This window comes from Pseudomonas ceruminis, from assembly GCF_021602025.1.
In the GTDB taxonomy this organism is placed as follows: Bacteria; Pseudomonadota; Gammaproteobacteria; order Pseudomonadales; family Pseudomonadaceae; genus Aquipseudomonas; species Aquipseudomonas ceruminis.
Window position 1 is genome coordinate 1 of sequence record NZ_BQHW01000028.1, and the last position, 21,708, is coordinate 21,708.

At 63.1% G+C, this 21,708-nt stretch carries 19 protein-coding genes; 11 read left to right on the forward strand and 8 right to left on the reverse strand.

Annotation, left to right across the window (positions count from 1 at the left end; translation table 11 throughout):
• Positions 1-48 precede the first annotated feature (48 nt).
• Positions 49-720, forward strand: coding sequence for a TetR/AcrR family transcriptional regulator (locus tag L6D80_RS24885; RefSeq protein ID WP_054902770.1), 672 nt, complete (start codon positions 49-51; stop codon positions 718-720).
• A gap of 7 nt (positions 721-727) precedes the next feature.
• Here the strand turns inward: L6D80_RS24885 and L6D80_RS24890 are convergent, their stop codons facing one another.
• Entirely contained in the window at positions 728-1,735 is a 1,008-nt protein-coding gene (locus L6D80_RS24890; RefSeq protein ID WP_176512957.1) for a GlxA family transcriptional regulator, read from the reverse strand.
• Positions 1,736-1,923: 188 nt separating this feature from the next.
• On the opposite strand from L6D80_RS24890, the gene L6D80_RS24895 reads away from it, so the two are divergent.
• The 4 genes from L6D80_RS24895 to L6D80_RS24910 all read left to right on the forward strand — a co-directional run bounded on the left by L6D80_RS24895 (position 1,924) and on the right by L6D80_RS24910 (position 5,456).
• On the forward strand, positions 1,924-2,136 hold the full coding sequence (locus tag L6D80_RS24895; protein ID WP_054902768.1) for a PLDc N-terminal domain-containing protein: 213 nt from the start codon (positions 1,924-1,926) through the stop codon (positions 2,134-2,136).
• A gap of 86 nt (positions 2,137-2,222) precedes the next feature.
• Positions 2,223-2,630: a RidA family protein gene (locus L6D80_RS24900; protein ID WP_054902767.1), complete on the forward strand. Its 408-nt coding sequence runs from the start codon at positions 2,223-2,225 to the stop codon at positions 2,628-2,630.
• Positions 2,631-2,739: 109 nt separating this feature from the next.
• Positions 2,740-3,234: a GNAT family N-acetyltransferase gene (locus L6D80_RS24905; protein ID WP_054902766.1), complete on the forward strand. Its 495-nt coding sequence runs from the start codon at positions 2,740-2,742 to the stop codon at positions 3,232-3,234.
• A 125-nt stretch (positions 3,235-3,359) separates the two neighbouring features.
• A complete protein-coding gene (locus tag L6D80_RS24910) occupies positions 3,360-5,456 on the forward strand; it encodes a sensor domain-containing protein (protein ID WP_054902765.1) in 2,097 nt (698 codons plus the stop codon).
• Positions 5,457-5,499: 43 nt separating this feature from the next.
• On the opposite strand, the gene L6D80_RS24915 is transcribed toward L6D80_RS24910, so the two are convergent.
• A complete protein-coding gene (locus L6D80_RS24915) occupies positions 5,500-6,324 on the reverse strand; it encodes an aldo/keto reductase (protein ID WP_176512954.1) in 825 nt (274 codons plus the stop codon).
• A 227-nt stretch (positions 6,325-6,551) separates the two neighbouring features.
• Between L6D80_RS24915 and L6D80_RS24920 the strand changes: the two genes are divergently transcribed.
• The 4 genes from L6D80_RS24920 (at position 6,552) to L6D80_RS24935 (ending at position 12,952) form a co-directional block, all read left to right on the forward strand.
• A complete protein-coding gene (locus tag L6D80_RS24920; protein ID WP_176512953.1) occupies positions 6,552-7,430 on the forward strand; it encodes a DMT family transporter in 879 nt (292 codons plus the stop codon).
• A gap of 310 nt (positions 7,431-7,740) precedes the next feature.
• Complete coding sequence (gene katG, locus L6D80_RS24925) at positions 7,741-9,999, forward strand: catalase/peroxidase HPI (RefSeq protein ID WP_054902762.1); 2,259 nt, start codon at positions 7,741-7,743, stop codon at positions 9,997-9,999.
• A 353-nt stretch (positions 10,000-10,352) separates the two neighbouring features.
• Complete coding sequence (pssA, locus tag L6D80_RS24930; RefSeq protein ID WP_176512956.1) at positions 10,353-11,666, forward strand: CDP-diacylglycerol--serine O-phosphatidyltransferase; 1,314 nt, start codon at positions 10,353-10,355, stop codon at positions 11,664-11,666.
• A gap of 119 nt (positions 11,667-11,785) precedes the next feature.
• Complete coding sequence (locus tag L6D80_RS24935; RefSeq protein ID WP_054902761.1) at positions 11,786-12,952, forward strand: GGDEF domain-containing protein; 1,167 nt, start codon at positions 11,786-11,788, stop codon at positions 12,950-12,952.
• A gap of 60 nt (positions 12,953-13,012) precedes the next feature.
• Here L6D80_RS24935 and ppnN read toward each other — a convergent pair whose 3' ends face one another.
• Both ppnN and L6D80_RS24945 read right to left on the reverse strand, forming a co-directional pair.
• Positions 13,013-14,386 (reverse strand): nucleotide 5'-monophosphate nucleosidase PpnN, encoded by a 1,374-nt coding sequence (gene ppnN / locus L6D80_RS24940; RefSeq protein WP_054902760.1) that lies wholly within the window; start codon positions 14,384-14,386, stop codon positions 13,013-13,015.
• A 192-nt stretch (positions 14,387-14,578) separates the two neighbouring features.
• Positions 14,579-15,640, reverse strand: coding sequence for a YeiH family protein (locus L6D80_RS24945; protein ID WP_054902759.1), 1,062 nt, complete (start codon positions 15,638-15,640; stop codon positions 14,579-14,581).
• Between the two features lie 111 nt (positions 15,641-15,751).
• On the opposite strand from L6D80_RS24945, the gene L6D80_RS24950 reads away from it, so the two are divergent.
• Positions 15,752-16,636 carry a LysR substrate-binding domain-containing protein gene (locus L6D80_RS24950; protein ID WP_176512952.1) on the forward strand — a complete coding sequence of 295 codons (885 nt, stop codon included), beginning with the start codon at positions 15,752-15,754 and terminating at the stop codon, positions 16,634-16,636.
• Positions 16,637-16,646: 10 nt separating this feature from the next.
• On the opposite strand, the gene L6D80_RS24955 is transcribed toward L6D80_RS24950, so the two are convergent.
• The 3 genes from L6D80_RS24955 to L6D80_RS24965 are packed head-to-tail and all read right to left on the reverse strand — an operon-like array spanning position 16,647 to position 19,125.
• Complete coding sequence (locus L6D80_RS24955; protein ID WP_176512951.1) at positions 16,647-17,255, reverse strand: histidine phosphatase family protein; 609 nt, start codon at positions 17,253-17,255, stop codon at positions 16,647-16,649.
• Positions 17,252-18,478: a nicotinate phosphoribosyltransferase gene (gene pncB / locus L6D80_RS24960; RefSeq protein ID WP_054902756.1), complete on the reverse strand. Its 1,227-nt coding sequence runs from the start codon at positions 18,476-18,478 to the stop codon at positions 17,252-17,254. The genes L6D80_RS24955 and pncB overlap by 4 nt, the downstream gene beginning before the upstream one ends.
• The gene (locus L6D80_RS24965) at positions 18,475-19,125 is read right to left on the reverse strand and encodes a nicotinamidase (protein WP_176512950.1); all 651 of its coding nucleotides are present in this window, start codon (positions 19,123-19,125) and stop codon (positions 18,475-18,477) included. Before L6D80_RS24965 ends, pncB begins: the two co-directional genes overlap by 4 nt.
• Positions 19,126-19,266: 141 nt before the next feature.
• Between L6D80_RS24965 and L6D80_RS24970 the strand changes: the two genes are divergently transcribed.
• A complete protein-coding gene (locus L6D80_RS24970; protein ID WP_054902754.1) occupies positions 19,267-19,971 on the forward strand; it encodes an NrtR DNA-binding winged helix domain-containing protein in 705 nt (234 codons plus the stop codon).
• 55 nt (positions 19,972-20,026) lie between these two features.
• Here L6D80_RS24970 and L6D80_RS24975 read toward each other — a convergent pair whose 3' ends face one another.
• Entirely contained in the window at positions 20,027-21,439 is a 1,413-nt protein-coding gene (locus L6D80_RS24975) for a purine-cytosine permease family protein (protein ID WP_054902753.1), read from the reverse strand.
• Positions 21,440-21,708: the final 269 nt, after the last annotated feature.

A 21,708-nucleotide genomic window follows, 5' to 3' on the forward strand; every position in this document is an offset into this window, starting at 1 on the left:
ACTCACGGATAATCCCCCCAAATCCCAATAAACACCCCGTGAGCAGCTATGAGCCATCCCGAAGCCCCCCTCGGCCAGCCCGAGATCGAAGGGACACGCAAGTCGCGCAAGAACAACCCCGAGAAAACCCGCGAGGACATCCTCCAGGTCGCCATCAACGAGTTCGTCCAGCAAGGCCTGGCCGGCGCGCGGGTGGATGCCATTGCCGAGCGAACGGCCACCTCCAAGCGCATGATCTACTACTACTTCGGCAGCAAGGAGCAGTTGTACGTCGAATGCTTGATCAAGCTCTACGGCGACATCCGCAAGACCGAGCAGAGCCTGGACCTGGAGTCGTTGCCGCCCGAGCAGGCCATTCGCCGGCTGGCCGAGTTCACGTTCGACCACCACGACCACAATGTCGATTTCGTGCGCATGGTCTGCACCGAGAACATCCATTACGGCGAGTACGTCAAGAAAACCCCGGCCATCCGCGAGATGAGCAGCCTGGTGCTCCAGGCCTTGAACCGGACCTTGCAGCGTGGCGTGGAAGCGGGTGTGTTCCGCGCAGGCATCGAGGTCCTCGACCTGCACATGCTGATGAGCTCGTTCTGCTTCTATCGGGTGTCGAACCGTCACACCTTCGGCGACATCTTCCAGATCGACCTGGCCGACGAGCAGGTCAAGCTGCGCCACAAGGCCATGATCTGCGACGCAGTGATGCGCTACATCCAGGCCTGAGCGCCGCTCATTCGCCCAGCCGTTGCTCGCGTGACGGCGGGTAGCCGAAGTATGCCGCGTAGCATTTGCTGAAGTGCGACACCGAGACAAAACCGCAGGCCACTGCCACTTCCAGCACCGACAGGTCGGAATACTGCAGCAGGCGGCGGCTCTTGGTGATGCGCAGCTCCATGTAGTAGCGCCGTGGCGAGGTGCCCAGCTGGGCCTGGAACAACCGGTCGATCTGCCGGCGGGAGCGGCCGCTGTAGGCGGCGAGCTGATCGAGGCTGAGGGTTTCCTCGAGGTTGTTTTCCATCAGTTCGACGATGGTGCGCAGGTGCAGGCTCATGGACTTCTTCGCCCCGGGGCCGACCTGGCGATAACGGGCGCCGGAAAATGACAGTATTTCTTCCACGCCTTCAGCCAGGCCATCGCCGTACAGCCGACGAACCAGCCCGAGCATCAGTTCCATGGCGCCATTGGGGCTGGCGGCGCTGAGGCGGTCGCGGTCGAGGGTGAAGCTGGCCGGAGTGATGCGCGTCTGCGGGCTGCGCTCGGACAGGCTGGCGCGCTGCTCGGGATGGATGCTGCAGCCGTAGTCATCGAGCACGCCGGCGCGGCCGAGGAACCAGCTGCCATTCCACAGCCCGCCCAACGCCATGCCCTGGGCCGCGCATTCGTCCAGCAGGCGGTCGAGTTCCGGGTATTTGAGTGGCGTGCGCAGGCCGCCGCAGATAATCAGCAGGTCGAGCTGTTTCAATGCGTCGACGGCCAGTTCCGTGGCCACCAGTTCCAGCCCCAGGTCGCTCAGTACCCGGTCGCCGTCCAACGACAGCGGGGTAAAACGGAAGCTGTCGGCGCGCAGCAGGTTGGCCGTTACCAGCACGTCCATGGCCACGGTAAAACTGGCCATGGAAAAGTGCTCGAGCAGAACGAAATCGACGCGGTAGGGCGCCTGCGGGTCACCGGCGGCGGACTTGAGCCGCAGCATGTTGCTGGTGCTGGTCTTCTTGCTGAACTGGCGTGGGGTGGGCACTCTGGACTCCGCTTCCTGGCTGGCCGGGTGAGTGTGGCCGCTGGCTGCGGTAAAGACAATCGCCCGGGTGGGCATGGGGTATTCGACGTCGTATGCAGGCAACTGGGCCTTGGAGCGGGTTGCAAATCCGAATGAACCCTCGGCGCTGTTTGCGACCCAACTCAGTACATGCCAACGGGAGAGTGCTCATGGAAATCGGAACGATCTGGATCATTGTCGCGGCTGTGGTCATCCTGCTGGAAATCTTCGCCCTCTGGCACATCATCGGCAGTGACCGGCGCGCCGAGCGCAAGATGCTGTGGGTCGTCTTCGTCGTCTATGCACCGGTTCCAGGGTTGCTTGTCTGGGCCTGGCGCGGGCCGCGTGCCGTGAAAGGCCGGTCGGTCCTGCAAGAGAAATGAGCCTGGTTTTGCTTAACCTCCAGCCCTTGACCTCGACCTAACTCAAGGTCCCAGACTCGGGCGCTCACCCTAACTTGGAGCGCCCCATGACCCACCCTTTCGAACTGTCCAACCCACATGGCCTGTACGACCCCAGTGCCAATGCCTATTCCCATGTTGCCCAGGTGCAGGCCGGCAGCCGCTTGTTGTTCATTGCCGGCCAGGGCGGGGAAGATGCGACAGGCCGGTTATCGCCGGTGTTTGCCGAACAGGCGCGCCAGGCATTGGCCAATGTCGAGACGGCCTTGGCCTCCAGGGGCGCCAGGCTCGACCAGGTGTGCAAGCTTACCTTGCTGATCGTCGATCACAGTGAAGAACGCCTGCGCCAGTGGGTGGCTGAGGCGGATCGGGCCTGGGGTGGGCATATGAAGCCGACCTGCACGCTGATACCGGTACCGCGGCTGGCGCTGGACGGGATGCTGGTCGAGATCGAGGCTGTTGCGGCAATTGGATGACCCCTAATAGGGGAGGGTGGCAATACTGAGGTGTCGCGGAGTTGCCCATGAAAGGGTCGTGACGAGCAACCCAGACGGCTTAGAATCACTCATTTACCCGAGCCTGCCCATGCTACCCATCGAATTGCTGCCAACCACCGCTGACCAGGCCGAACTGATCCGCAACCTCTACCAGTTCTACGCCTACGAGTCTTCCGACTGGGAGCAGGAGGACGTCGAGGTGGACGGCCGCTTCTACATCCACGAGGAGCACTTGCAGCGCTACTGGCAATCCGTAGGCTGGAGCGCCAACCTCGTGCTGGTGGACGGGTTCATCGCCGGTTTCGTGCTGGTCGAGCGCAGCGAGCTGCCGGGTATGGACGCCAGTGAGCTGGCCGACCTGTTCATCCTCAAACGCTATCGCCGCCAGGGCATCGGGCGCGCCGTGGCCCACCAGCTGTTGCACGGGCCGGGGGACTGGCTGCTGCGCTGCTATGCCCTGGATCCTACAGCCGTCGCCTTCTGCAAGGCGGTTGTGGCGGATCTACTGCGGCCAGTCCAGCAAATCGTGGTGGCCGATGATCCCGACCTGCTCACCTACCGAGTCACCTCTGCGCTGCATTGAGCAAAATTTTGTGAACCACTTCACAAAATCCGCTCACGCGGCATAATGCCAGCACCTATCAATCAAGACCCGCCCGCTCTGGGTTGGGGGTCCTTTCGTGCGCGTCGCAGGTTCAGGTAAATTCCATGTCGTTAGTCGCAAGCCCCGACATCATGTACCGGCTGTTGATCCAGAGCGTGGTGGACTATGCCATCTACCTGCTCACTCCCGACGGTATTGTCGCCAACTGGAACCCCGGCGCCCAGCGGGCCAAGGGTTACCTTGCCGAGGAAATCGTCGGCAAGCACTACTCGCTGTTCTATAGCGAGGATGAACGCGCCGCCGGGCTGCCCGAGCAGAACCTGGAGCAGGCACGCAGCACCGGCCGCTTCGAGGAGATCGGCGCGCGCCTGCGCAAGGACGGCACGGCCTTTCAAGCCCACGTGGTGATCGATGCGGTGCACGATGACAGCGGCCGGCTGGTGGGTTTCGCCAAGGTAACCCGGGACATTTCCGAACGGCGCAAGCAGGAGCTGGAGTTGCTACAGGCCAAGGAGCTGGCCGAGCAGTACAGCCAGGAGATGAGCAACCTCTCGCAGTTCCTCGATTCGGTCATCGCCAACATTCCCGCCAGTGTCATTGTTCAGGACTTGCAAAGCCGGCGTATCCTGCTGGCCAATCAGCAGGCCGAACGCCTGTTCGGCGGGCGCGGCAGTAGCATGATTGGCCAACTGCCCGGCGAATGCCTAGCACCGGCCGCCGCCAATTACCTGGAACAGCAGCTCAGCCGTGGGGCTCGCAATGCCAAAGGTTATGCGGCCGAAACCCGGGTCGACACCGCGTGTGGACCACGCACACTGCGCAGCCGCGCGCTGCTCAGCCAGAACCGCGAGGGCCAGGCCGACTATGTGCTGTTCGTGGCCGAAGACGCCACCGAAGAGCTGGCTGCCCACGCGCAGATCCACCATATGGCCCACCACGACGCGCTTACCGGGCTGCCCAACCGTACGCTGTTCAACGAGCGCCTCAAGCAAGCGCTGGTCCGTGGTCACGAGAGTGACAGGCTGACCGCTGCCCTGTGCCTGGACCTGGACAACTTCAAGAACATCAACGACTCCCTTGGCCACGCCTTCGGTGACAAGCTGCTACGCGCGCTGGGCAAGCGCCTGCGCCGCGAACTGCGCGAGCACGATACCCTGGCTCGGTTGGGTGGGGACGAGTTCGCCGTGGTGCTGACCGGCCTGGAAAGCCGCGACGCCGCCTGTAACACCGCGCAACGGCTGATCGACGCGATCTGCCCACCGTTCCAGATCGAGGGCCACCAGTTTTCTGTTGGCGTGAGCATCGGTATCGCGCTGGCGCCGGACGACAACGAACAGGCCGAGCAACTGCTCGGCTATGCCGACATGGCCCTGTACGAGGCCAAGCGCAATGGTCGCAACCGGTACGAGTGCTTCCACGTCGAGCTGGATGTTGCCGCGCGCCAGCGTCGGCTGGTGGAAACCGACTTGCGAACCGCGTTGCACCTGGGCCAACTGCACCTGCACTACCAGCCGGTGGTGGACCAGCAGACCAGCAGCGTAACCGGCTACGAAGCGCTGTTGCGTTGGGAGCACCCGACCCGCGGCATGGTCATGCCCATGGACTTCATCCCCATCGCCGAGGAAACCGGGCTGATCCACGAACTCGGCATCCGCGCGCTGAACCTGGCGTGCCAGGAGGCGGCCAGCTGGGACAGTGAGCAGACGGTGTCGGTGAACCTGTCGCCGGTGCAGTTCAAAAATGCCAACCTGGTCCATACCGTTTCCCTTGCCCTGGCCGATTCGGGCCTGGCGCCACAGCGCCTGGAGCTGGAAATCACCGAGTCGGTGCTGCTGGGCAACAGCGAAGAAAATGTGCGGACCTTGCGAGCGCTGAAAGACCTGGGGGTATCGATTTCGCTGGATGACTTTGGCACCGGCTATTCGTCGCTGGGCTACCTGCGCTCGTTCCCGTTCGACCGGATCAAGATCGACAAGTCGTTCGTGCATGACATGTGTGACAGCCGTGAGGCGATGTCGATCATCCGCGCGATCACCGAGCTGTCCAACAGCCTGATGATCAAGACCACAGCCGAGGGTGTGGAGTCCGAGGAGCAGATGCAGCGGCTGGCCGCGGAGGGGTGCTCGCACTTTCAGGGTTATCTGTATGGGCGGCCGGTGCCTGCGGGGGAGCGGTTGAAGCAAGTGAGCATGCCCTTGTAGGCGCAGCCTTGTGTTACGAAAGGGCCGCAGGGCGGCCCTGTGCTCAGCTGTTCCAGGCCGGCGCAAAGTCCGGGTTCACCACCCGTTGATCCTTTGGCAACCCGGCAATGCGCGCCCGGTCTTGATCGTCAAGCCGGACCTCGAGCGCCGCCAGGTTGCTCAGCTGGTTCTCCCGGCTGCTGGCCTTGGGGATCACCGCTACGCCATCCTGATCCAGCAGCCATTTCAACGCCACCTGGCTCGGTAGCACGCCGTGCTTGTGCGCGATGTCCTGAATCACCGGTTGTTGCGCCGCGCGCCCGCGCGCCAGCGGGGTGTAGGCCGTCAGCAGCACATCATGCTGGCGGGCATAGTCGAGCAGCGGTTGCTGGCCGAGCAGCACATGGTATTCGACCTGAATCGCCGACAGCGGCGCACCCAGTGTCTCGATCACCTGACGCAGCAGGCCGAGCGGGAAGTTGGCCACACCGATGTGTCGAGCCTTGCCTTCCTCGCGCAAGGCGGTCAGGGTTTCGATGCTGCGAGCCAGGTCCCAGTCTTTACCTGGCCAGTGGATGTGGAACAGGTCGACCTGTTCCGTACCCAGGGCGCGCAAGCTGTTCTCCAGGGACTGGCGCATGGCAGCGGGGTCCAGGCGGTCCCACCAGACCTTGGTGGTCAGGTGAATCTGTTCGCGTGGCACGCTGCTGTCGCGCAGTGCCTGGCCGACGGCGGTTTCGTTGTCGTAGGCGCTAGCAGTGTCGATGTGCCGGTAGCCCAGGTCCAACGCCTGATGGACTGCGCGGGTGCACTCGGCACCGATCATCGGCCAGGTGCCCAGGCCGATGCGGGGCAGGTCGAGGCCGTTGCGGGTGGTGAGCCTATGCATGAAAACTCCTTGTTCAGCTATGGGTCCGTAGCCGATGGTGCGCTTTTCGCCACCCCCTAACCATGCGCGCACCACAGAAAGTGGTCGATCAGCGAACGGAAAGCACAGGCCTTTGAACCAACTCGTTAATTGAGCTTCCTCAAGCAGGCGTCTCTCTTCTAGAATCCTTGCTGTTCTGCCCGCCTTCACCTGGCGCAGCATGCCGCCGCGCCGCCGTCGAGTACGCCATGAGTTCCAGCACACCGCTGTCCGGAGTCAACCAACCGCTGCGCGGTATCGTCCTGGTGGTGGTGGCAACGTTCCTGTTCGCCAGCCACGACGCGTTGTCCAAGTTTCTGGGCGGGCTCTACCCGATCATCATGGTGGTGTGGGCACGTTACCTGGTGCATACCTTACTGATGGCCGGGATCTTTCTGCCCAAGGCCGGCCTCAACGTGCTGCGCACCCGGCGGCCATTGCTGCAGACCCTGCGCGCATTGAGCCTGCTCAGTACCAGCTTGCTGTTCACCACCGGTTTGCAATACCTGCCACTGGCCGAGGCGACAGCGGTCAACTTCCTTGCGCCGGTGCTGGTCACCGCGTTGTCGGCGCCGCTGCTCAAGGAGCGGGTAACGGTCGGCCAGTGGGTGGCGGTGGTGCTGGGCTTCGTCGGGGTGCTGGTGGTGGTGCACCCTGGCGGCGAAATGTTCACACCGGCCATCCTGTACCCGTTCGGTTCGGCGCTGGGGTTCTGCTTCTATCAATTGCTCACACGCATGCTTGCGGCCCATGACAGCCCCACAACCAGCAACTTCTACGCCGGCCTGTGCAACACCTTGGTGATGAGTGCGCTGGTGCCATTCTTCTGGCAAGTCCCGCGCTGGGACCATGCGTTGCTGATGCTGGCCCTGGGCGGTTTTGGCATGAGCGCGCACCTGCTGCTGACCCAGGCCTTCCGCCATGCGGCCCCGGCGTTGCTGGCGCCGTTCAGTTACTGCCAGATCGTGTTTGCCGGCTTGTTGGGCCTGCTGATCTACCGCCAAGTACCGGACAGCGCGAGCCTGTTGGGGATTGCCATCATTTGCCTGAGCGGTCTGGGGGCCGCCTGGATGCAGCGCAGACCGTGAGGCCACCGGTGAACGGGTCGGCACCCAAGCCCCCTGACAGAGCCAACCTATTACCCTCCAATAGCCACTCTATTAGAAGTCTGCCCAAGCTCGACTAGTCTTGACCGTGGCCCCGCGAATTGCGCGTGTGGGCGGCGCCTGAGCACCTGTGTGCAAGGCCGCGTCGCCCGCCCATTGCAGCGTCGCAAGCCCGTGTCGGTACGTGACCGACACGACCTGATGAAGGGGTAGGCATGAGCCCATGTGCTCGGCTGAAAGAACACCTGGCATAGACCGGAAATCTGGATAACCGACCCAAAGGTAACAGCAGATGTCGAACGAATCGAAATGCCCGTTCCATCAAACCGCAGGTGGCGGCACCACCAACCGTGACTGGTGGCCTGACCAGCTCAACCTCAGAATTCTTCATCAACACACCGCGAAGTCTGACCCTATGGACTCGGACTTCGACTACGCCAAGGCGTTCAAAAGCCTCGACTTCCAGGCCCTCAAGCAAGACCTGACCGCCCTGATGACCGACTCCCAGGACTGGTGGCCGGCCGACTTCGGCCACTATGGCCCGCTGTTCATCCGCATGGCCTGGCACAGCGCCGGTACCTACCGCATCGGTGACGGCCGCGGTGGCGCGGGTTCTGGCCAGCAGCGCTTTGCCCCGCTCAACAGCTGGCCTGACAACGTCAGCCTGGACAAGGCACGGCGCTTGCTGTGGCCGATCAAGCAGAAGTACGGCAACAAGATTTCCTGGGCCGACCTGATCGTGCTCACTGGCAACGTCGCGCTGGAATCCATGGGCTTCAAGACCTTCGGCTTCTCCGGTGGCCGCGCGGACGTGTGGGAGCCGGACGAGGACGTGTACTGGGGCTCGGAAAAGGTCTGGCTCGGTGGCGACACCCGCTACGGCAAAGAGCAGCTCAAGGCCCAACCACCTGGCCAGGGTGACCTGGTGGCCGAGCCTGCCAAGCATCCTGAGGAACAAAGCCGCGACCTGTCGGGCGAACGCAACCTGGAAAACCCGCTGGCCGCGGTGCAGATGGGGCTCATCTACGTCAACCCGGAAGGCCCGGAAGGCGAGCCAGACCCGGTTAAATCGGCCAAGGATATCCGCGACACCTTCGGCCGCATGGCCATGAACGACGAAGAAACCGTGGCGTTGATCGCCGGCGGCCATGCCTTCGGCAAGACCCACGGTGCCGGCCCGGCCGACAACGTCGGCGCCGAACCGGAAGCCGCGCCACTGGAGCTGCAGGGCCTTGGCTGGCCCAACAAGTTCGGCACCGGCAAGGGGGCCGACACCATCACCAGCGGCCTGGAGGTAACCTGGACGTCCACCCCGACCCGCTGGAGCAACGAATACCTCAACAACCTGTTCAACTTCGACTGGGAACTGACCAAAAGCCCGGCAGGTGCCCACCAGTGGCGGCCGAAAGAGGGCAAAGGGGCAGGCACCGTGCCGGACGCTCATGACCCGAGCAAAAAACATGCTCCGTCGATGCTGACCTCTGACCTGGCCCTGCGGTTCGACCCGATTTACGAGCCGATCGCCCGCCGCTTCAAGGACAATCCCGACCAGTTGGCGGACGCTTTTGCCCGCGCCTGGTACAAGCTGATCCACCGCGACATGGGGCCGCTGGCCCGTTACCTCGGCCCAGAGCTGCCCAACGAAGAATTGCTGTGGCAGGACCCCCTGCCCAAGGTGGATCACGCGTTGGTGGGCGACCAGGACATTGCTGAGCTGAAAGCCAAGATACTCGCCTCGGGCTTGAGCGTGGGTGAACTGGTTTCCGCCGCCTGGGCGGCAGCCTCGACCTTCCGCGGCTCGGACAAGCGCGGGGGTGCCAATGGTGCGCGCCTGCGTCTGGCGCCGCAGAAGGACTGGCCTGCAAACCAGGGCGTGGACAAGGTGCTGGCGGCGCTGGAGAAGATCCAGGGCGAGTTCAACAACGGCGGCAAGAAGGTGTCCTTGGCCGACCTGATCGTGCTGGCCGGTACTGCCGCGGTGGAAAAGGCCGCCAAAGAGGCCGGATACACCGGCAGCGTGGCGTTCCATCCGGGCCGCGTCGATGCCTCGCAGGCGCAGACCGATGTCGAGTCGTTCGCGGTGCTGGAGCCATTGGCTGACGGTTTGCGCAACTTCACCAAGGCACGGTACAGCGTCAAGGCTGAGAAGCTACTGCTGGACAAAGCCCAATTGCTGACCCTTACCGCGCCGGAGTTGACCGTACTGGTCGGTGGCCTGCGCGTACTGGGTGCCAACCACGGTGGCAGCAAGCACGGGGTGTTCACCGACCAGCCTGGAAAGCTGAGCAATGACTTCTTCCGCAACCTGCTGGACATGGGCGTGGAGTGGAAACCGACCTCGGGTGACAACGAAACCTTCGAAGGACGTGATCGCAAGACCGGGCAGGTAAAATGGACGGCCAGCCGTGTTGATTTGGTGTTCGGCTCCCATGCCCAACTGCGGGCGTTGAGCGAGGTGTATGGCAGCAGCGATGGCAAGGACAAGTTCGTCAAGGACTTCGTTGCGGCCTGGGTGAAAGTCATGGAGCTGGACAGGTTTGATCTGAAATAGGGGCGTAACTAACGGGGGCGCTTTGCACCCCAGTCGCGGCACAAAGGCCGCTTCCACAGGCTGAATGTGACACAGCCTTGTGGGAGCGGCCTTTGTGCTGCGATTGGGCTGCAAAGCAGCGCCTGGGGCCATCCCGCCACTTCCAGGTCGATATGGAAATGACGATACCGGGGAAGTGCTCTTGCAGCGCCTGAATGTCCTAAGGCGTAATGCGTCGGGGGCAGTGAGAAAAACGGGCCTCGCATGTTTCTTGTTGTTATGGGTCGTTGCCCGGCTGATCTTACATCCGGGCATGGCGGCCAGGAATGGACCCGATTGCAGACAGAAGGTGAACGTACGTGAACCCCGAATCCATGCTGGCGGCATTGCCAGGTTTCGCCATCGCGCCTGAAGCGATCCAGCTATTGCCCGATGCTGCGGCTTATCGCACCTGCCTGCTCGAGCGGATCGCGTCGGCGACGCGGCGCATCGTCATCGTTGCGTTGTACCTGCAGGAGGATGAGGCCGGGCAGGAGGTCCTCGATGCCCTGTACCAGGCCAAGGCGGCGCGGCCGGGGCTGGAAATCGTCGTCGTGGTCGACTGGTTCCGGGCCCGGCGTGGCCTGCTGGGGGCTGGGCGGCAACCGGGCAACGCCGCCTGGTATCAGGCGCAGCGCCAGCTGCGCGGGTTGGATGTGGTCATTCATGGTGTGCCGGTGCAGACCCGCGAATTGTTCGGTGTGCTGCACCTCAAAGGCAGCGTGATCGATGATTGCGTGCTGTATACCGGTGCCAGCCTCAACAATGTCTACCTGCACCGCTTCGACCGTTACCGCCTGGACCGTTATCACCTGTTCCAATCACCCGCGCTGGCCGATGCCATGGTCGACCTGGTCCGGCGCCTGCTGCACTCCACTGCCACGCCGCGCCTCGACCTGCCGGAGCCACCCGCCACCCGCAGCCTGCGCGGCGATATCCGCCGCCTACGTGCACGGCTGCGGCGCATGGCGTATGACGCGCCGGCGGCGGTACCAGGGCAGGGCCTGCGGGTCGTCCCGCTGCTGGGCGTGGGGCGTGGCAACCCGCTCAACCGTGCGCTCTGCGCGCTGCTGGCGGCAGCCCGTGGGCAGATAATCATCAGCACTCCTTACTTCAACCCACCACGGGTGGTGATGCGTGAGCTCGACCAAGCCCTGGCGCGCGGTGTGCAGGTGGAGTTGATCGTTGGCGACCGCACCGCCAACGACTTCTACATCACCCCCGGTGAACCGTTCAGCGCCAGTGGCGCGCTGCCTTACCTCTACGAGGACAACCTGCGGGCTTTCGCCCAGCGTCGCCACGCCGCCCTAGCCAGCGGGCAGTTGGTGGTGCGGATCTGGAACGACCCTGGGCATACCTTTCATGCCAAAGGCGTGTGGGTCGACCAACGCTACTCACTGCTGACCGGTAACAACCTCAACCCACGCGGGTTCAACCTGGACCTGGAGAACGGGTTGCTGATCGACGATCCGCAGGGGCAGTGGCGGGTGCCCCGGGACAGGGAGCTGGAGAGCATACGCCGGCACGCGCCGAAGATCGCGGCGGCGCAAGCGCTGGGCCTGAAGGCCGAGCACCCTGCGCAAGTGCGCAAACTATTGCGTCGCTTGCGTTACAGCCGGTTGGCGCCGCTGATCAAGCGGGTGCTTTGAGGCAGGTGCTACCGGTTACATTCATTTGGGTGCTCATGCGTGACCGGCCCCTCTGAAAAGTCATACCAAAGGAATACAATCTGGCGCTTCCCATATTAACCAGATAGGCCAATTCATTCATGGCGCTTGATCCACCCACGATGCTGACCATCACCATCGCCCTGGCGGCCGCCGCTGCACTGTACCTGGCGATCGAGTGGCGCAGCGTCCGCGACGCATCACTGCTGTTCTGGAGCGCGGGATTTGCCACCATCACCGTCGGTTCGACCCTGGCGCTGCTGCGGGGCATCGGCCTGTTGCTGATCGGTATCTGGTTTGCCAACGGCTTGCTGGTGGTGGCGCACGCGCTGTTCCTGATGGGCGTTGTGCGCTTTACCCAGGCCCGTCTGTCGCGCGCCTGGCTGTTGCTTGTGGTTGTGTGGTGTGCCTTGCTGTTCCTGCCTGTCGGGCCGCAGTGGTCGAAGGTCATGCTGATGGCCAATTCGCTGCTGGTGGCGCTGCTCACGCTCAAGGCCTGCTGGTTGCTGCGCCCCCATGGCCGGTCGCTGAGCGTGGGGGCTGTGCAGTTGCGGTATGTCTTGCTCATTCATGGGGTGTTCTACATAGCCAAGGCTGCCATCGCGATAACCCCCGGCACGCTGATAGACCTGGCGACGTTCAGTGGCCTGATCATCCAGATATCCCTGGTCGAAGGGGCCATGGCGATCATGCTGATTGCCCTGTCGATGACCGGCACCGTGCGCTACCGCCGTGAAGAACGGATTGCCCGGCTGGCCGCGCGCGATCCGTTGACTGCCCTGTACAACCGCCGCGCCCTGGAAGTGCGGGCCACGCACCTGTTCAAGGAGGTTAGCCCGGCGCGGCCAGGGGCGTTGCTGCTGATCGACATCGATAACTTCAAGCTGGTCAATGACCTGCATGGCCACGCCGCCGGTGACCGTTTGCTGGTGGCGCTCAGCGAAATGATCCGTGCGGTGTTACCGGAACGTGCGCTGGCAGCGCGGTTGGGGGGCGATGAGTTCGTCATCCTGTTCGGCGATGCCAGCAGCGAACGGGTGGTGGAACTGGGCGGTGTGTTACGGGGCCAGTTTCAACAGTTTGCCGAACAGGCCATGCCGACACCGCAGGCGGTGACCTTGAGCATCGGCGCCAACCTGTTCGACCAACCACCGGCCAGCTTGGCGGCGTTGATCGAGCAGGGGGATGTGGCGTTGTATCAGTCCAAGCGCGGCGGACGCGACAGCATTCGCCTGGTTGATCGCACAGCGTTCAGCCCTGTCAGGTAGCGGACGAACAGGCCCAATCACCGGCAAGCCGGCGGTTGGGCCGCAAGACGGGCTTCGCCGTCAGGCCACTACCTGGTAGCAGGGCACATACGCCGCGCCGCCGGGCAGTTTCATCCGGTGCTGGTCGACAAACGCCTGCAACAGGCGGCCGAGTGGCTCCAGCACCGCACTGTCACCGCGGATCTGGTACGGCCCGTGCTCTTCGATCAGGCGTATGCCCTTGTCCTTGACGTTACCGGCAACGATCCCGGAAAACGCCCGGCGCAGGTTGGCGGCCAGTTCATGGGCCGGCAGTTCGCGGCGCAGGGCCAGTTCGGCCATGTTGGCATGGGTCGGGTCGAAAGGGTGCTGGAAGCCTTCGTCGATCTTCAGCAGCCAGTTGAAGTGGAAGGCATCGTTGCGCTCGCGGCGGAACTGCTTGACCTCCTTGAGCCCCTCGACCATGTGCCGGGCCACTTCGGCTGGGTCATCGATGATGATCTGGTAGTGGCGCTGCGCAGCCTCGCCAAGGGTGGCGCCGACGAAGGCGTGCAACTGCAGCAGGAACGGTTCGGCGCTGCGTGGCCCGGTAAGGATGACCGGGAAGGGCAGGCCCTGGTTGTCCGGGTGCATGAGGATGCCGAGCAGGTAGAGAAACTCCTCGGCCGTGCCGGCACCGCCAGGGAAGATGATGATGCCATGGCCGACACGTACGAAGGCCTCAAGGCGCTTTTCGATGTCTGGCAGGATCACCAGTTCGTTGACGATGGGGTTGGGCGCTTCAGCGGCGATGATACCCGGTTCGGTCAGGCCCAGGTAACGGCTGCCATGCATGCGTTGCTTGGCGTGGGCGATGGTTGCACCCTTCATCGGGCCTTTCATGACGCCTGGGCCGCAGCCGGTGCACACGTCCAGTTTACGCAGGCCCAGCTCGTGGCCGACCTTCTTGGTGTACTGGTATTCCTCGGTGCTGATCGAGTGGCCACCCCAGCACACCACCATTTTCGGCTCCACGCCCGGGCGTAGGGTGCGCGCATTGCGCAGCAGGTGGAAGACGTAGTCGGTGATCCCCTGGGAGCTTTCCAGGTCGATCCGCTGGCTGGCCAGCTCGCTTTCGGTGTAGACGATATCGCGCAGGGCGCTGAACAGCATTTCGCGGGTGCTGGCGATCATTTCGCCATCGACGAAGGCATCGGCCGGAGCGTTCAGCAGCTCCAGGCGCACGCCACGGTCCTGCTGATGGATGCGTACCTCGAAGTCCTGATAAGCCTCGAGGATGGTCTTGGCATTGTCGACATGGGCGCCGGTGTTGAGGATGGCCAGGGCGCACTGGCGGAACAGGGTGTAGAGGCTACCGGTACCGACTTCGCTCAGTTGCTGGACTTCACGTTGCGACAGCGTCTCCAGGCTGCCTTTGGGGCTGACGGATGCATTGATGACATTGCGTTGGGGCATCTAAGTCTTTCCTGTGCAGGTAAAACATCCTTCTTTGACACCACCATACCGACAAATGTGCGCGGCAACGAGGGGGGGATGGAAAAAGCCTAAGGCCTGGGTCGCTCTCTTCGCGGGCAGGCCCACCCCCACAGGTTCCCGCTGGTTCGGGGCAGGTCTACCCGCAAAGAGAGCGAAACTGATCCGACCTGGTCATCCGAACACTTTCTGCACGCCCAGTGTGATGGCCAGCCCGCCACCGAGCAGCCACAGGTTGAGCAGCGCCCCGGTCGCCAGGGCCCGCGGCCCGGCCTGGCGGATCTGGCTCAAGCGGGTTTCCATGCCCAGCGCAGTCATGGCCATGGTCAGGGCAAAGGTGTCGAGGCTGTTGATTGCCTGGGTCACGCTGCCCGGCAATACCTGCAGCGAGTTCACCAGCACCAAGCCGAGGAAGCCGAAGGCGAACCAAGGCATGGCGATGCGGCCATTGCCTTGTGCCTGGCCGGGCCGGCGCACACGGCTGATCCATACACCGACCACCAGCAGCACCGGCACCAGCAACATCACCCGGGTCATCTTGACGATGGTGGCGATGTGAGTGGCCTCGGGGCTGACATTGCTCGCGGCGCCCACCACCTGGGCCACTTCATGAACGGTTCCACCCAGGAACAGGCCGGCGCCCAGGGTGTCCAGGTGCAGCCAGCCGGCGTTGATCGCCAGGGGGTAAAGGAACATCGACAAAGTGCCGAACAGCACCACACTGCCGACGGCCATGGCGCTCTTGTGCGGTGCACTGCGCAGGGCCGATTCAAAGGCAAGTACCGCTGCAGCGCCACAGATCGCGCTACCGGCAGCGGTCAGCAGGGCGGTGTCGCGGTCCAGCTTGAACACCTTCATGCCGCACCACAGGCCGATCAGCAGGGTGCTGCTCACTACCAGCAGCGAAACGGTGAGCCCCGACCAGCCCACTTCGGCGATTTCCTGCAGGCTGACCCGCAGGCCAAAGAAGGCCACCGCGATGCGCAGCAAGCCACGGGCAGAGAAGTTGATGCCCGCCGCCCAGCTTGCCGGCACCCCATCACGCAGTGCGTTGCCATACAAGGCACCCGCCACGATGCCGACGATCAATGGGCTGATGCCCAGGTGGGCGATGGCAGGCAGTGCCGCCAGTTGAGTGACCGCGAGTGCGAACAGCGCGACGAACAGGATGCCGTTGAGCCGCCCTCGGGTAGAGAGGGTAGGCGTGAAGGCAGGGTGGGACGGAACCGTGGCCATGTGAGTCCTCCGGGAAGGTGTTTCGACAAGGCCTACGTTAATTCGGTTATAAGCTTATAAAAAATCGTAATTCAGGATGCCAGGTATCCATTTAGCTGATATTTTCAACTCATGACCCCGGAACAGCTGATAACATTCGCCACGGTTGCCGAACACGGCAACATCAGCCATGCGGCCTTGGCTCTGCATCTGTCGCAGCCGGCAGTGTCCGGCCAACTCAAGCTGCTGCAGGAGGCATTTGGCGAGCCGCTTTACCAGCGCGCGGGGCGCGGGGTGCGGCTGACCGCTGCCGGCGAGCAGTTGCTGGCTCATGCCGAGCGCCTGCGCGAGACATTTCGCCAGGCTCAGGCGCTGCGCGAGGCCATGCGCGGGCTGGAGCGGGGCACGTTGCGCATCGGCGCCAGCACCACCCCGGCCAGCTACCTGCTGCCCTACCTGATCGCCGACTTTCATGCGCGCTACCCTGAGGTGCTGGTCACGACCTCCCATGGCAATACCGCGGAAATCGTCGAGGCGTTGGGCAGTCTGGACATTGCCTTGATCGAAGGCCCGCCTGGGCAGGAATTGCCGCTGGGCACGCAAATCACCCCCTGGCGGGAAGACGAGATTGTCGCCATCGTACCGGCCGGGCACCCGTTGGCCGATGACCAGCAGCCCTTGGAAGCCCTTGGCAGATACCCGTTGGTGCTGCGAGAGGGGGGCTCGGGTGTGCGGCAGATCGTCGAGCGGGCCTTCGCCCGCAATGGCGTGGCCATGCGCGTTGCGCTGGAAATCGCTGGGGTAGAAGGGGTCAAGGAGGCGGTGCGGGCGGGCATGGGCATCGGCTTTGTGTCAGCCATGTCGATCCGGCATGAGGATGGTGCCTTGCGGCGTGTACGTATTGGCCCGCAGCCGCTGATCAGGCGCTTTTCGATCCTGCTGCCCCACGCCGCCACGCCCTCGCGGGCGGCGGCGCGGTTCATGGAGCTTTGCGTCGGTCCGTTTGCCGAGGGCTGAAGGGCCGGCGTTAGCGACCTTCCAGGTCCTTTGACGCGCGCATCCAGCGATAATCGCTGCCTTGCACCATCAGTATCTGGTCTTGAGGGATGACCAGTTGCGTGGCTGCCCGGTGTTCAACCTTGGCCATAAGACTCAAAAGCACGCGGATAACCCCGGCATGGGTCACCAGCACCGTGTCCTCACTGACGCTTCGCAGAAAATCGGCCACCCGTACCGAGGCTTGTTGATAGCTCTCGCCACCCATTGGGATGAAGGCAAAGGGGTCGGTTTCATACGCGTCGAACGCCTCGGGCATGCGCTGCGAGACCTCCTGTAGCGTCATGCCTTCCCACGCACCAAACGAGATCTCGGTAACCCGCTGATCATAGCGAATGGCGTCCTCATGCTGGCCGAGCGCTTGTGCGATCGCCTTCATGGTAGTGGCCGCACGCAGCATCGGGCTGCTGATCAACTGGTAAGGGCTGGCATGGGGGAGTAGCCAGGCAAGGGTTTGGCCGTTGGCTGCCGCTTGCTGCCGACCGACAGGGTTCAAGTCAATATCCCGGCTGCCCTGCAGGCGATGCTGGGCGTTCCACTGTGTCTGGCCGTGCCGGACGACATAGAGCGTATGGGTCAAAACGTACCTCCCCCCAACTGCCGATCGCCCACCTTGAACACGTGCTTCAGGTACGCCACGAAGTTTTCGTCCCGGCACTGGGTCTTGCCTGGGCTGTCACTGATCTTGGCCACGGGTGCTCCGTTGCAGGCGGTCATCTTGATCACCATGTTCATTGGCTCGACCCCCGGGATATCGCAGGTCAGGTTGGTACCGATGCCAAAGCTCACCTGAATTCTCCCTTGCAGGGCGCGGTACAGCTGCAGCGCCTTGGCGAAGTCCAGCCCATCGGAAAAGATCAGCGTCTTGCTCTTTGGGTCGATCCCCAGGTGCTGATAGTGGGCAATGGCTTTTTCCGCCCACACCAATGGGTCGCCTGAGTCGTGGCGCAGGCCGTCGAAGAGCTTGGCAAAATAAAGGTCGAAGTCGCCCATGAAGGCATCCATGGTGATGCAGTCGGTGAGCGCGATGCCCAGCAGCCCTCGGTATTCGCGGACCCAGCACTCCAGTGCGGCGGCCTGGCTGTCCACCAGGCGCGTGCCGAGTTGCTGGTGCGCCATGAACCACTCGTGGGCCATGGTGCCGATCGGCTTGAGCTCGTACTCGCGGGCCAGGTGCACGTTGCTGGTGCCAACGAAGCGGCCGGGGAAGTCGCGCTTGAGGATGTGCACCACCTCTTCTTGCACCCGGTAGGAGAAGCGCCGCCGGGTGCCGAAGTCGGCCAGCTGAAAGCCTGCCAGTTCCTCGCTGCTGGCCTCGGCCTTGAGCCAGTCGAGCTTTTGGTACAGGCGTTCGCCGACCTGTTCGATGACCACCTCGCGGTACCGATAACGGTTGCGCACCTCACTGATGATCGCCAGCAGCGGAATCTCGTAGAGAATGACGTGCAGCCAGGGCCCGCGCACGCGAATCGCCAATTGCCCGGCATCATCGAGGCCGACCTGGACATAGCGCAGGTTGAAGCGGAACAGGCTGAGGAAGCGAATGAAGTCCGGCTTGATGAAGGGAATTTTCTCCAGGTACGCCAGTTGGTCGTGGGTGACCGTGACGTCTGCCAGTTGCGCCACCTGATGACGAATTTCCGCCAGGTAGGGGGACAGGTCTTCGCGGTTGCGGCAGCGGAACTCCCACTCGACTTCGGCATTGGGGTAGTTGTGCAGCACCGCCTGCATCATGGTGATCTTGTAGAAGTCGGTGTCCAGCAGGTTCTGAATGATGTGTGGACCGAAAACGCTGTCGCTCATGGGCGGGCCTCCTTGATCAGAGAGAGCTGGTGGTCGAGTGCCGCTTCGTCGCCGCAAAGGATGACGCCTTCTGCCGCCAGTGCCCCGCACGCCGTGATCGCACCTTCCTGAGTCAGGGCGCGGCAGGCGGGCAAGTACAGTAGCACCTGGAAGCCGGCCTGGCGCAGTTGGCGGGCGGTGGTACTGACGCAGTAGTCCAGCGCCAGGCCCCCGACAATCACCGCGCCCACCTGCTGGACCTTGAGGTATTCAATGACCCCAGTGGAACGCCGCTCGGCCAGGTCGTGGTAGCAGGCGCCGTAGGGATGCAGGTCGGGCTCGACGCCTTTCCACACGAAGTAGTCATAATCGATGGGGGCGGGCAGGCCGGATAGCAGCTCGAAACCTGGCGTACCCGGCACGCAGTGGCTGACCCAGGTCAGGTCGGCATTGGCCAGGGTGAGCGGACGCAGCATCTGCCCTGGGTCGGCGACCACCCAGGCGGCATTGGCCGGGTGGGCATCCTTGCTGCCCAGGCGCAGGTCGGCACGTCGTGCCATGGCGTTGAGGTCATCGGCGATTTCATTGCCCTCAGGCACCGGCAGTTCCTGTGGGGCGTTGGCGGTGAAGCCGTTTTGCGCGTCGACATCGAAACTGGCGATTTTCATCGGGGGACCTCCTTGCTGGAATGGCTATATAATTCACCTGGTGCATTAAGTATGTCAAGGCCTATATTTCAAAGGAAATTGAGCTTGCCTTACTTACATGCTCTGGTGGAATATTGCGCTATCAACCGGTGGAGTGTGCAATTGAGTACAGTCGAAGTCCTGGCCAGCGTCGATATCGTCGCTTTGCGCCTGGCCCCCGAAGCCCAGCATCTGCAAGTACTATTGCACCGCCGCGAGCGCGAGCCGCATGCCGGCCAATGGGCCTTGCCTGGGGTCATCATCAACGGTCGGACGGCAGACACCAGCCTCGAAGGCGCCGCCGAGCGCGCCTTGCGTGAAAAGGCCAGGGTACTGCCACGTTACCTGGAGCAGGTCTGCACTGAGGGCAACGCCTTCCGCGATCCACGTGGCTGGTCACTGAGTACCTGTTACCTGGCCTTGCTCGATCCCGGGCAGCAGGTAGAGGGTGAGCACCTGTCGTTTTTCGACCTGGACAGTGTATTGGGCCGCAAGATGCTGCTGCCGTTCGATCACAACTTGCTGGTGGAACGGGCCCGCGAGCGGCTGGCGGCCAAGACGGTATACAGCAGCCTGCCGCTGTATTTGCTGGCGCAGACGTTCACCGTGCTCGATGCGTTGGGGGCGGTACAGGCGTGCCTGGGGCAGGCAGTGAACAACACCTCGCTGCGCAAGCGTCTGGAGCGTTTGCGCGAGCTGGGTTGGGTTCGTGATACCGGGGAGAAGAACCAGCCACGGCTGGGCAGGCCGCAACAGTTGTATCAATACACCCCGCAGGGCGAGCGGCCGTTCATGTTCGACCGCAGTTTGCTGCCCGAAGGTGCTTAGCGGTCGTCATGACCCCTCGCCGTGAGGCCGGTGAGGGGGGCGATTCAGCAACTGATTACGCGGCGGCGGCCAGTTTGGCACTCGTCTGCCGGCGACGATAGGCACTGTCACGGCTGGCCAACCACCAGTACAGCGGCGAGGTGATCACCAACCCCACCAGCCAGGACAGATCGGCACCGTTGATGTGCTCGGAGATCGGCCCGACATACAGGGGCGTGTTCATGAACGGGATCTGCACCACGATGCCCACCGCGTAAGCGAGCAGCGCCTGCGGGTTGTAGCGCCCGTAGATCCCACCATCGACCTTGAAGATCGACTGGATGTCATAGTCGCCCTTGTGGATCACATAGAAATCGATCAGGTTGATCGCCGTCCACGGCACCAGTACCACCAGCAGCACCAGCACCATGTCGACGAAGTGGCCAATGAAGTCCGCCGAGGCGAATACCGCCACTACGCAGCAGGCGGCCAACACGATCAGCGACAGCACCGCACGGCTTTTGGCGGTGGGGATCCAGCGGTAGGCGAAGGTTTGGATCAGGGTAATGATCGACAGCACCGCGCCATACAGGTTGAGGGCGTTGTGGCTGATCACGCTGAGCAGGAACAGCACCAGCATGACCGGGCCCAGGGTGCCGGTGGCAAGCTTGACCGCGTCCATGGTGTCCATGCCGGCCGGGATCGCCAGCACCGCCACGGCGCCGAAGATGAACGACAGGCTCGAACCCAGGGCCGAACCCAGGTAGGTGGTCCAGAACGTCGACGACACCTTCACGTCAGCCGGCAGGTAGCGCGAATAGTCCGACACATAGGGAGCAAAGGCGATCTGCCACAGCGCCGCCAGGGACACGGTGGCCAACCAGCCGGCGAGGTTGAAGCCGCCTCGGGTCAGGAAGTCGTCGCTTTGCACATGGGTGAAGATGTAGGCAAAGCCCACCACAATGCCGATGCCCAGCACCCAGGTGCCGATGCGGTTGAGGACGTGGATGAAGCGATAGCCGATGATGCCGATGATGCCCGAGCCCAGTGCGCCGATGACAATGCCGACCGGCACGGGCACGGCGTCGACCACGCCATGCAGCGACTTGCCGGCCAGGACGATGTTGGAGGCGAAGAAGCCGATGTACATCACCCCGGCGATCACCACCACCAGCAGTGCGCCGAGCGAGCCGAACTGGGCGCGGCTCTGGATCATCTGCGGGATGCCCATCTGCGGGCCTTGGGCCGAGTGCAGGGCCATGAGCACCCCGCCGACCAGGTGACCGACCAGGATGGCGACGATGCCCCATACCAGGTTCAGGTGAAACAGCTGCACGCCCAGGGCGCCGGTGACGATGGGCAGCGGCGCGATATTGCCGCCGAACCACAGTGTGAACAGATCCCTTACCTTTCCATGGCGGTCTTGCGGGGGCACGTAGCCGATCGTGTGTTTTTCTATGAGGGGTGCCGAATTGGCTGCACTGGTCATGACTGACTCCAAGGCAAGGTAGGGCATCGGGTGCTGCCCGGGTGCGTGCCGGCGAAGGGCGACGCGTTCTTGTTGGAGCGATGATGGGGTGTGCGGGGGGAACGAGAAATTAGTAAATATGTACCCATAAACCTTAAAAAACCTAAGGCTGACAAAAGGTTAAGGGATGAGTGATAGCAAGGAGCGGGCCACCGGGCTGCAAGCCCCGCTGTTGATGGGTTCGCGAGCAAATGGGGCCGTGCGGGGTGGGCCAGGGTGGTGCAGGGTGT

Excerpts from the sequence above, each read along its gene's own strand:
- L6D80_RS24920 (WP_176512953.1), top strand. The coding sequence starts at position 6,552 with ATGAGTTCCAGCACACCGCTGTCCGGAGTCAACCAACCGCTGCGCGGT.
- L6D80_RS24945 (WP_054902759.1), bottom strand. The coding sequence starts at position 15,640 with ATGGCCACGGTTCCGTCCCACCCTGCCTTCACGCCTACCCTCTCTACC.
- L6D80_RS24975 (WP_054902753.1), bottom strand. The coding sequence starts at position 21,439 with ATGACCAGTGCAGCCAATTCGGCACCCCTCATAGAAAAACACACGATC.
- L6D80_RS24915 (WP_176512954.1), bottom strand. The coding sequence starts at position 6,324 with ATGCATAGGCTCACCACCCGCAACGGCCTCGACCTGCCCCGCATCGGC.
- L6D80_RS24965 (WP_176512950.1), bottom strand. The coding sequence starts at position 19,125 with ATGAAAATCGCCAGTTTCGATGTCGACGCGCAAAACGGCTTCACCGCC.
- L6D80_RS24905 (WP_054902766.1), top strand. The coding sequence starts at position 2,740 with ATGCTACCCATCGAATTGCTGCCAACCACCGCTGACCAGGCCGAACTG.
- L6D80_RS24885 (WP_054902770.1), top strand. The coding sequence starts at position 49 with ATGAGCCATCCCGAAGCCCCCCTCGGCCAGCCCGAGATCGAAGGGACA.
- ppnN (WP_054902760.1), bottom strand. The coding sequence starts at position 14,386 with ATGCCCCAACGCAATGTCATCAATGCATCCGTCAGCCCCAAAGGCAGC.
- L6D80_RS24950 (WP_176512952.1), top strand. The coding sequence starts at position 15,752 with ATGACCCCGGAACAGCTGATAACATTCGCCACGGTTGCCGAACACGGC.
- L6D80_RS24935 (WP_054902761.1), top strand. The coding sequence starts at position 11,786 with ATGGCGCTTGATCCACCCACGATGCTGACCATCACCATCGCCCTGGCG.
- L6D80_RS24910 (WP_054902765.1), top strand. The coding sequence starts at position 3,360 with ATGTCGTTAGTCGCAAGCCCCGACATCATGTACCGGCTGTTGATCCAG.
- L6D80_RS24900 (WP_054902767.1), top strand. The coding sequence starts at position 2,223 with ATGACCCACCCTTTCGAACTGTCCAACCCACATGGCCTGTACGACCCC.
- L6D80_RS24895 (WP_054902768.1), top strand. The coding sequence starts at position 1,924 with ATGGAAATCGGAACGATCTGGATCATTGTCGCGGCTGTGGTCATCCTG.
- pssA (WP_176512956.1), top strand. The coding sequence starts at position 10,353 with ATGCTGGCGGCATTGCCAGGTTTCGCCATCGCGCCTGAAGCGATCCAG.
- pncB (WP_054902756.1), bottom strand. The coding sequence starts at position 18,478 with ATGAGCGACAGCGTTTTCGGTCCACACATCATTCAGAACCTGCTGGAC.
- katG (WP_054902762.1), top strand. The coding sequence starts at position 7,741 with ATGTCGAACGAATCGAAATGCCCGTTCCATCAAACCGCAGGTGGCGGC.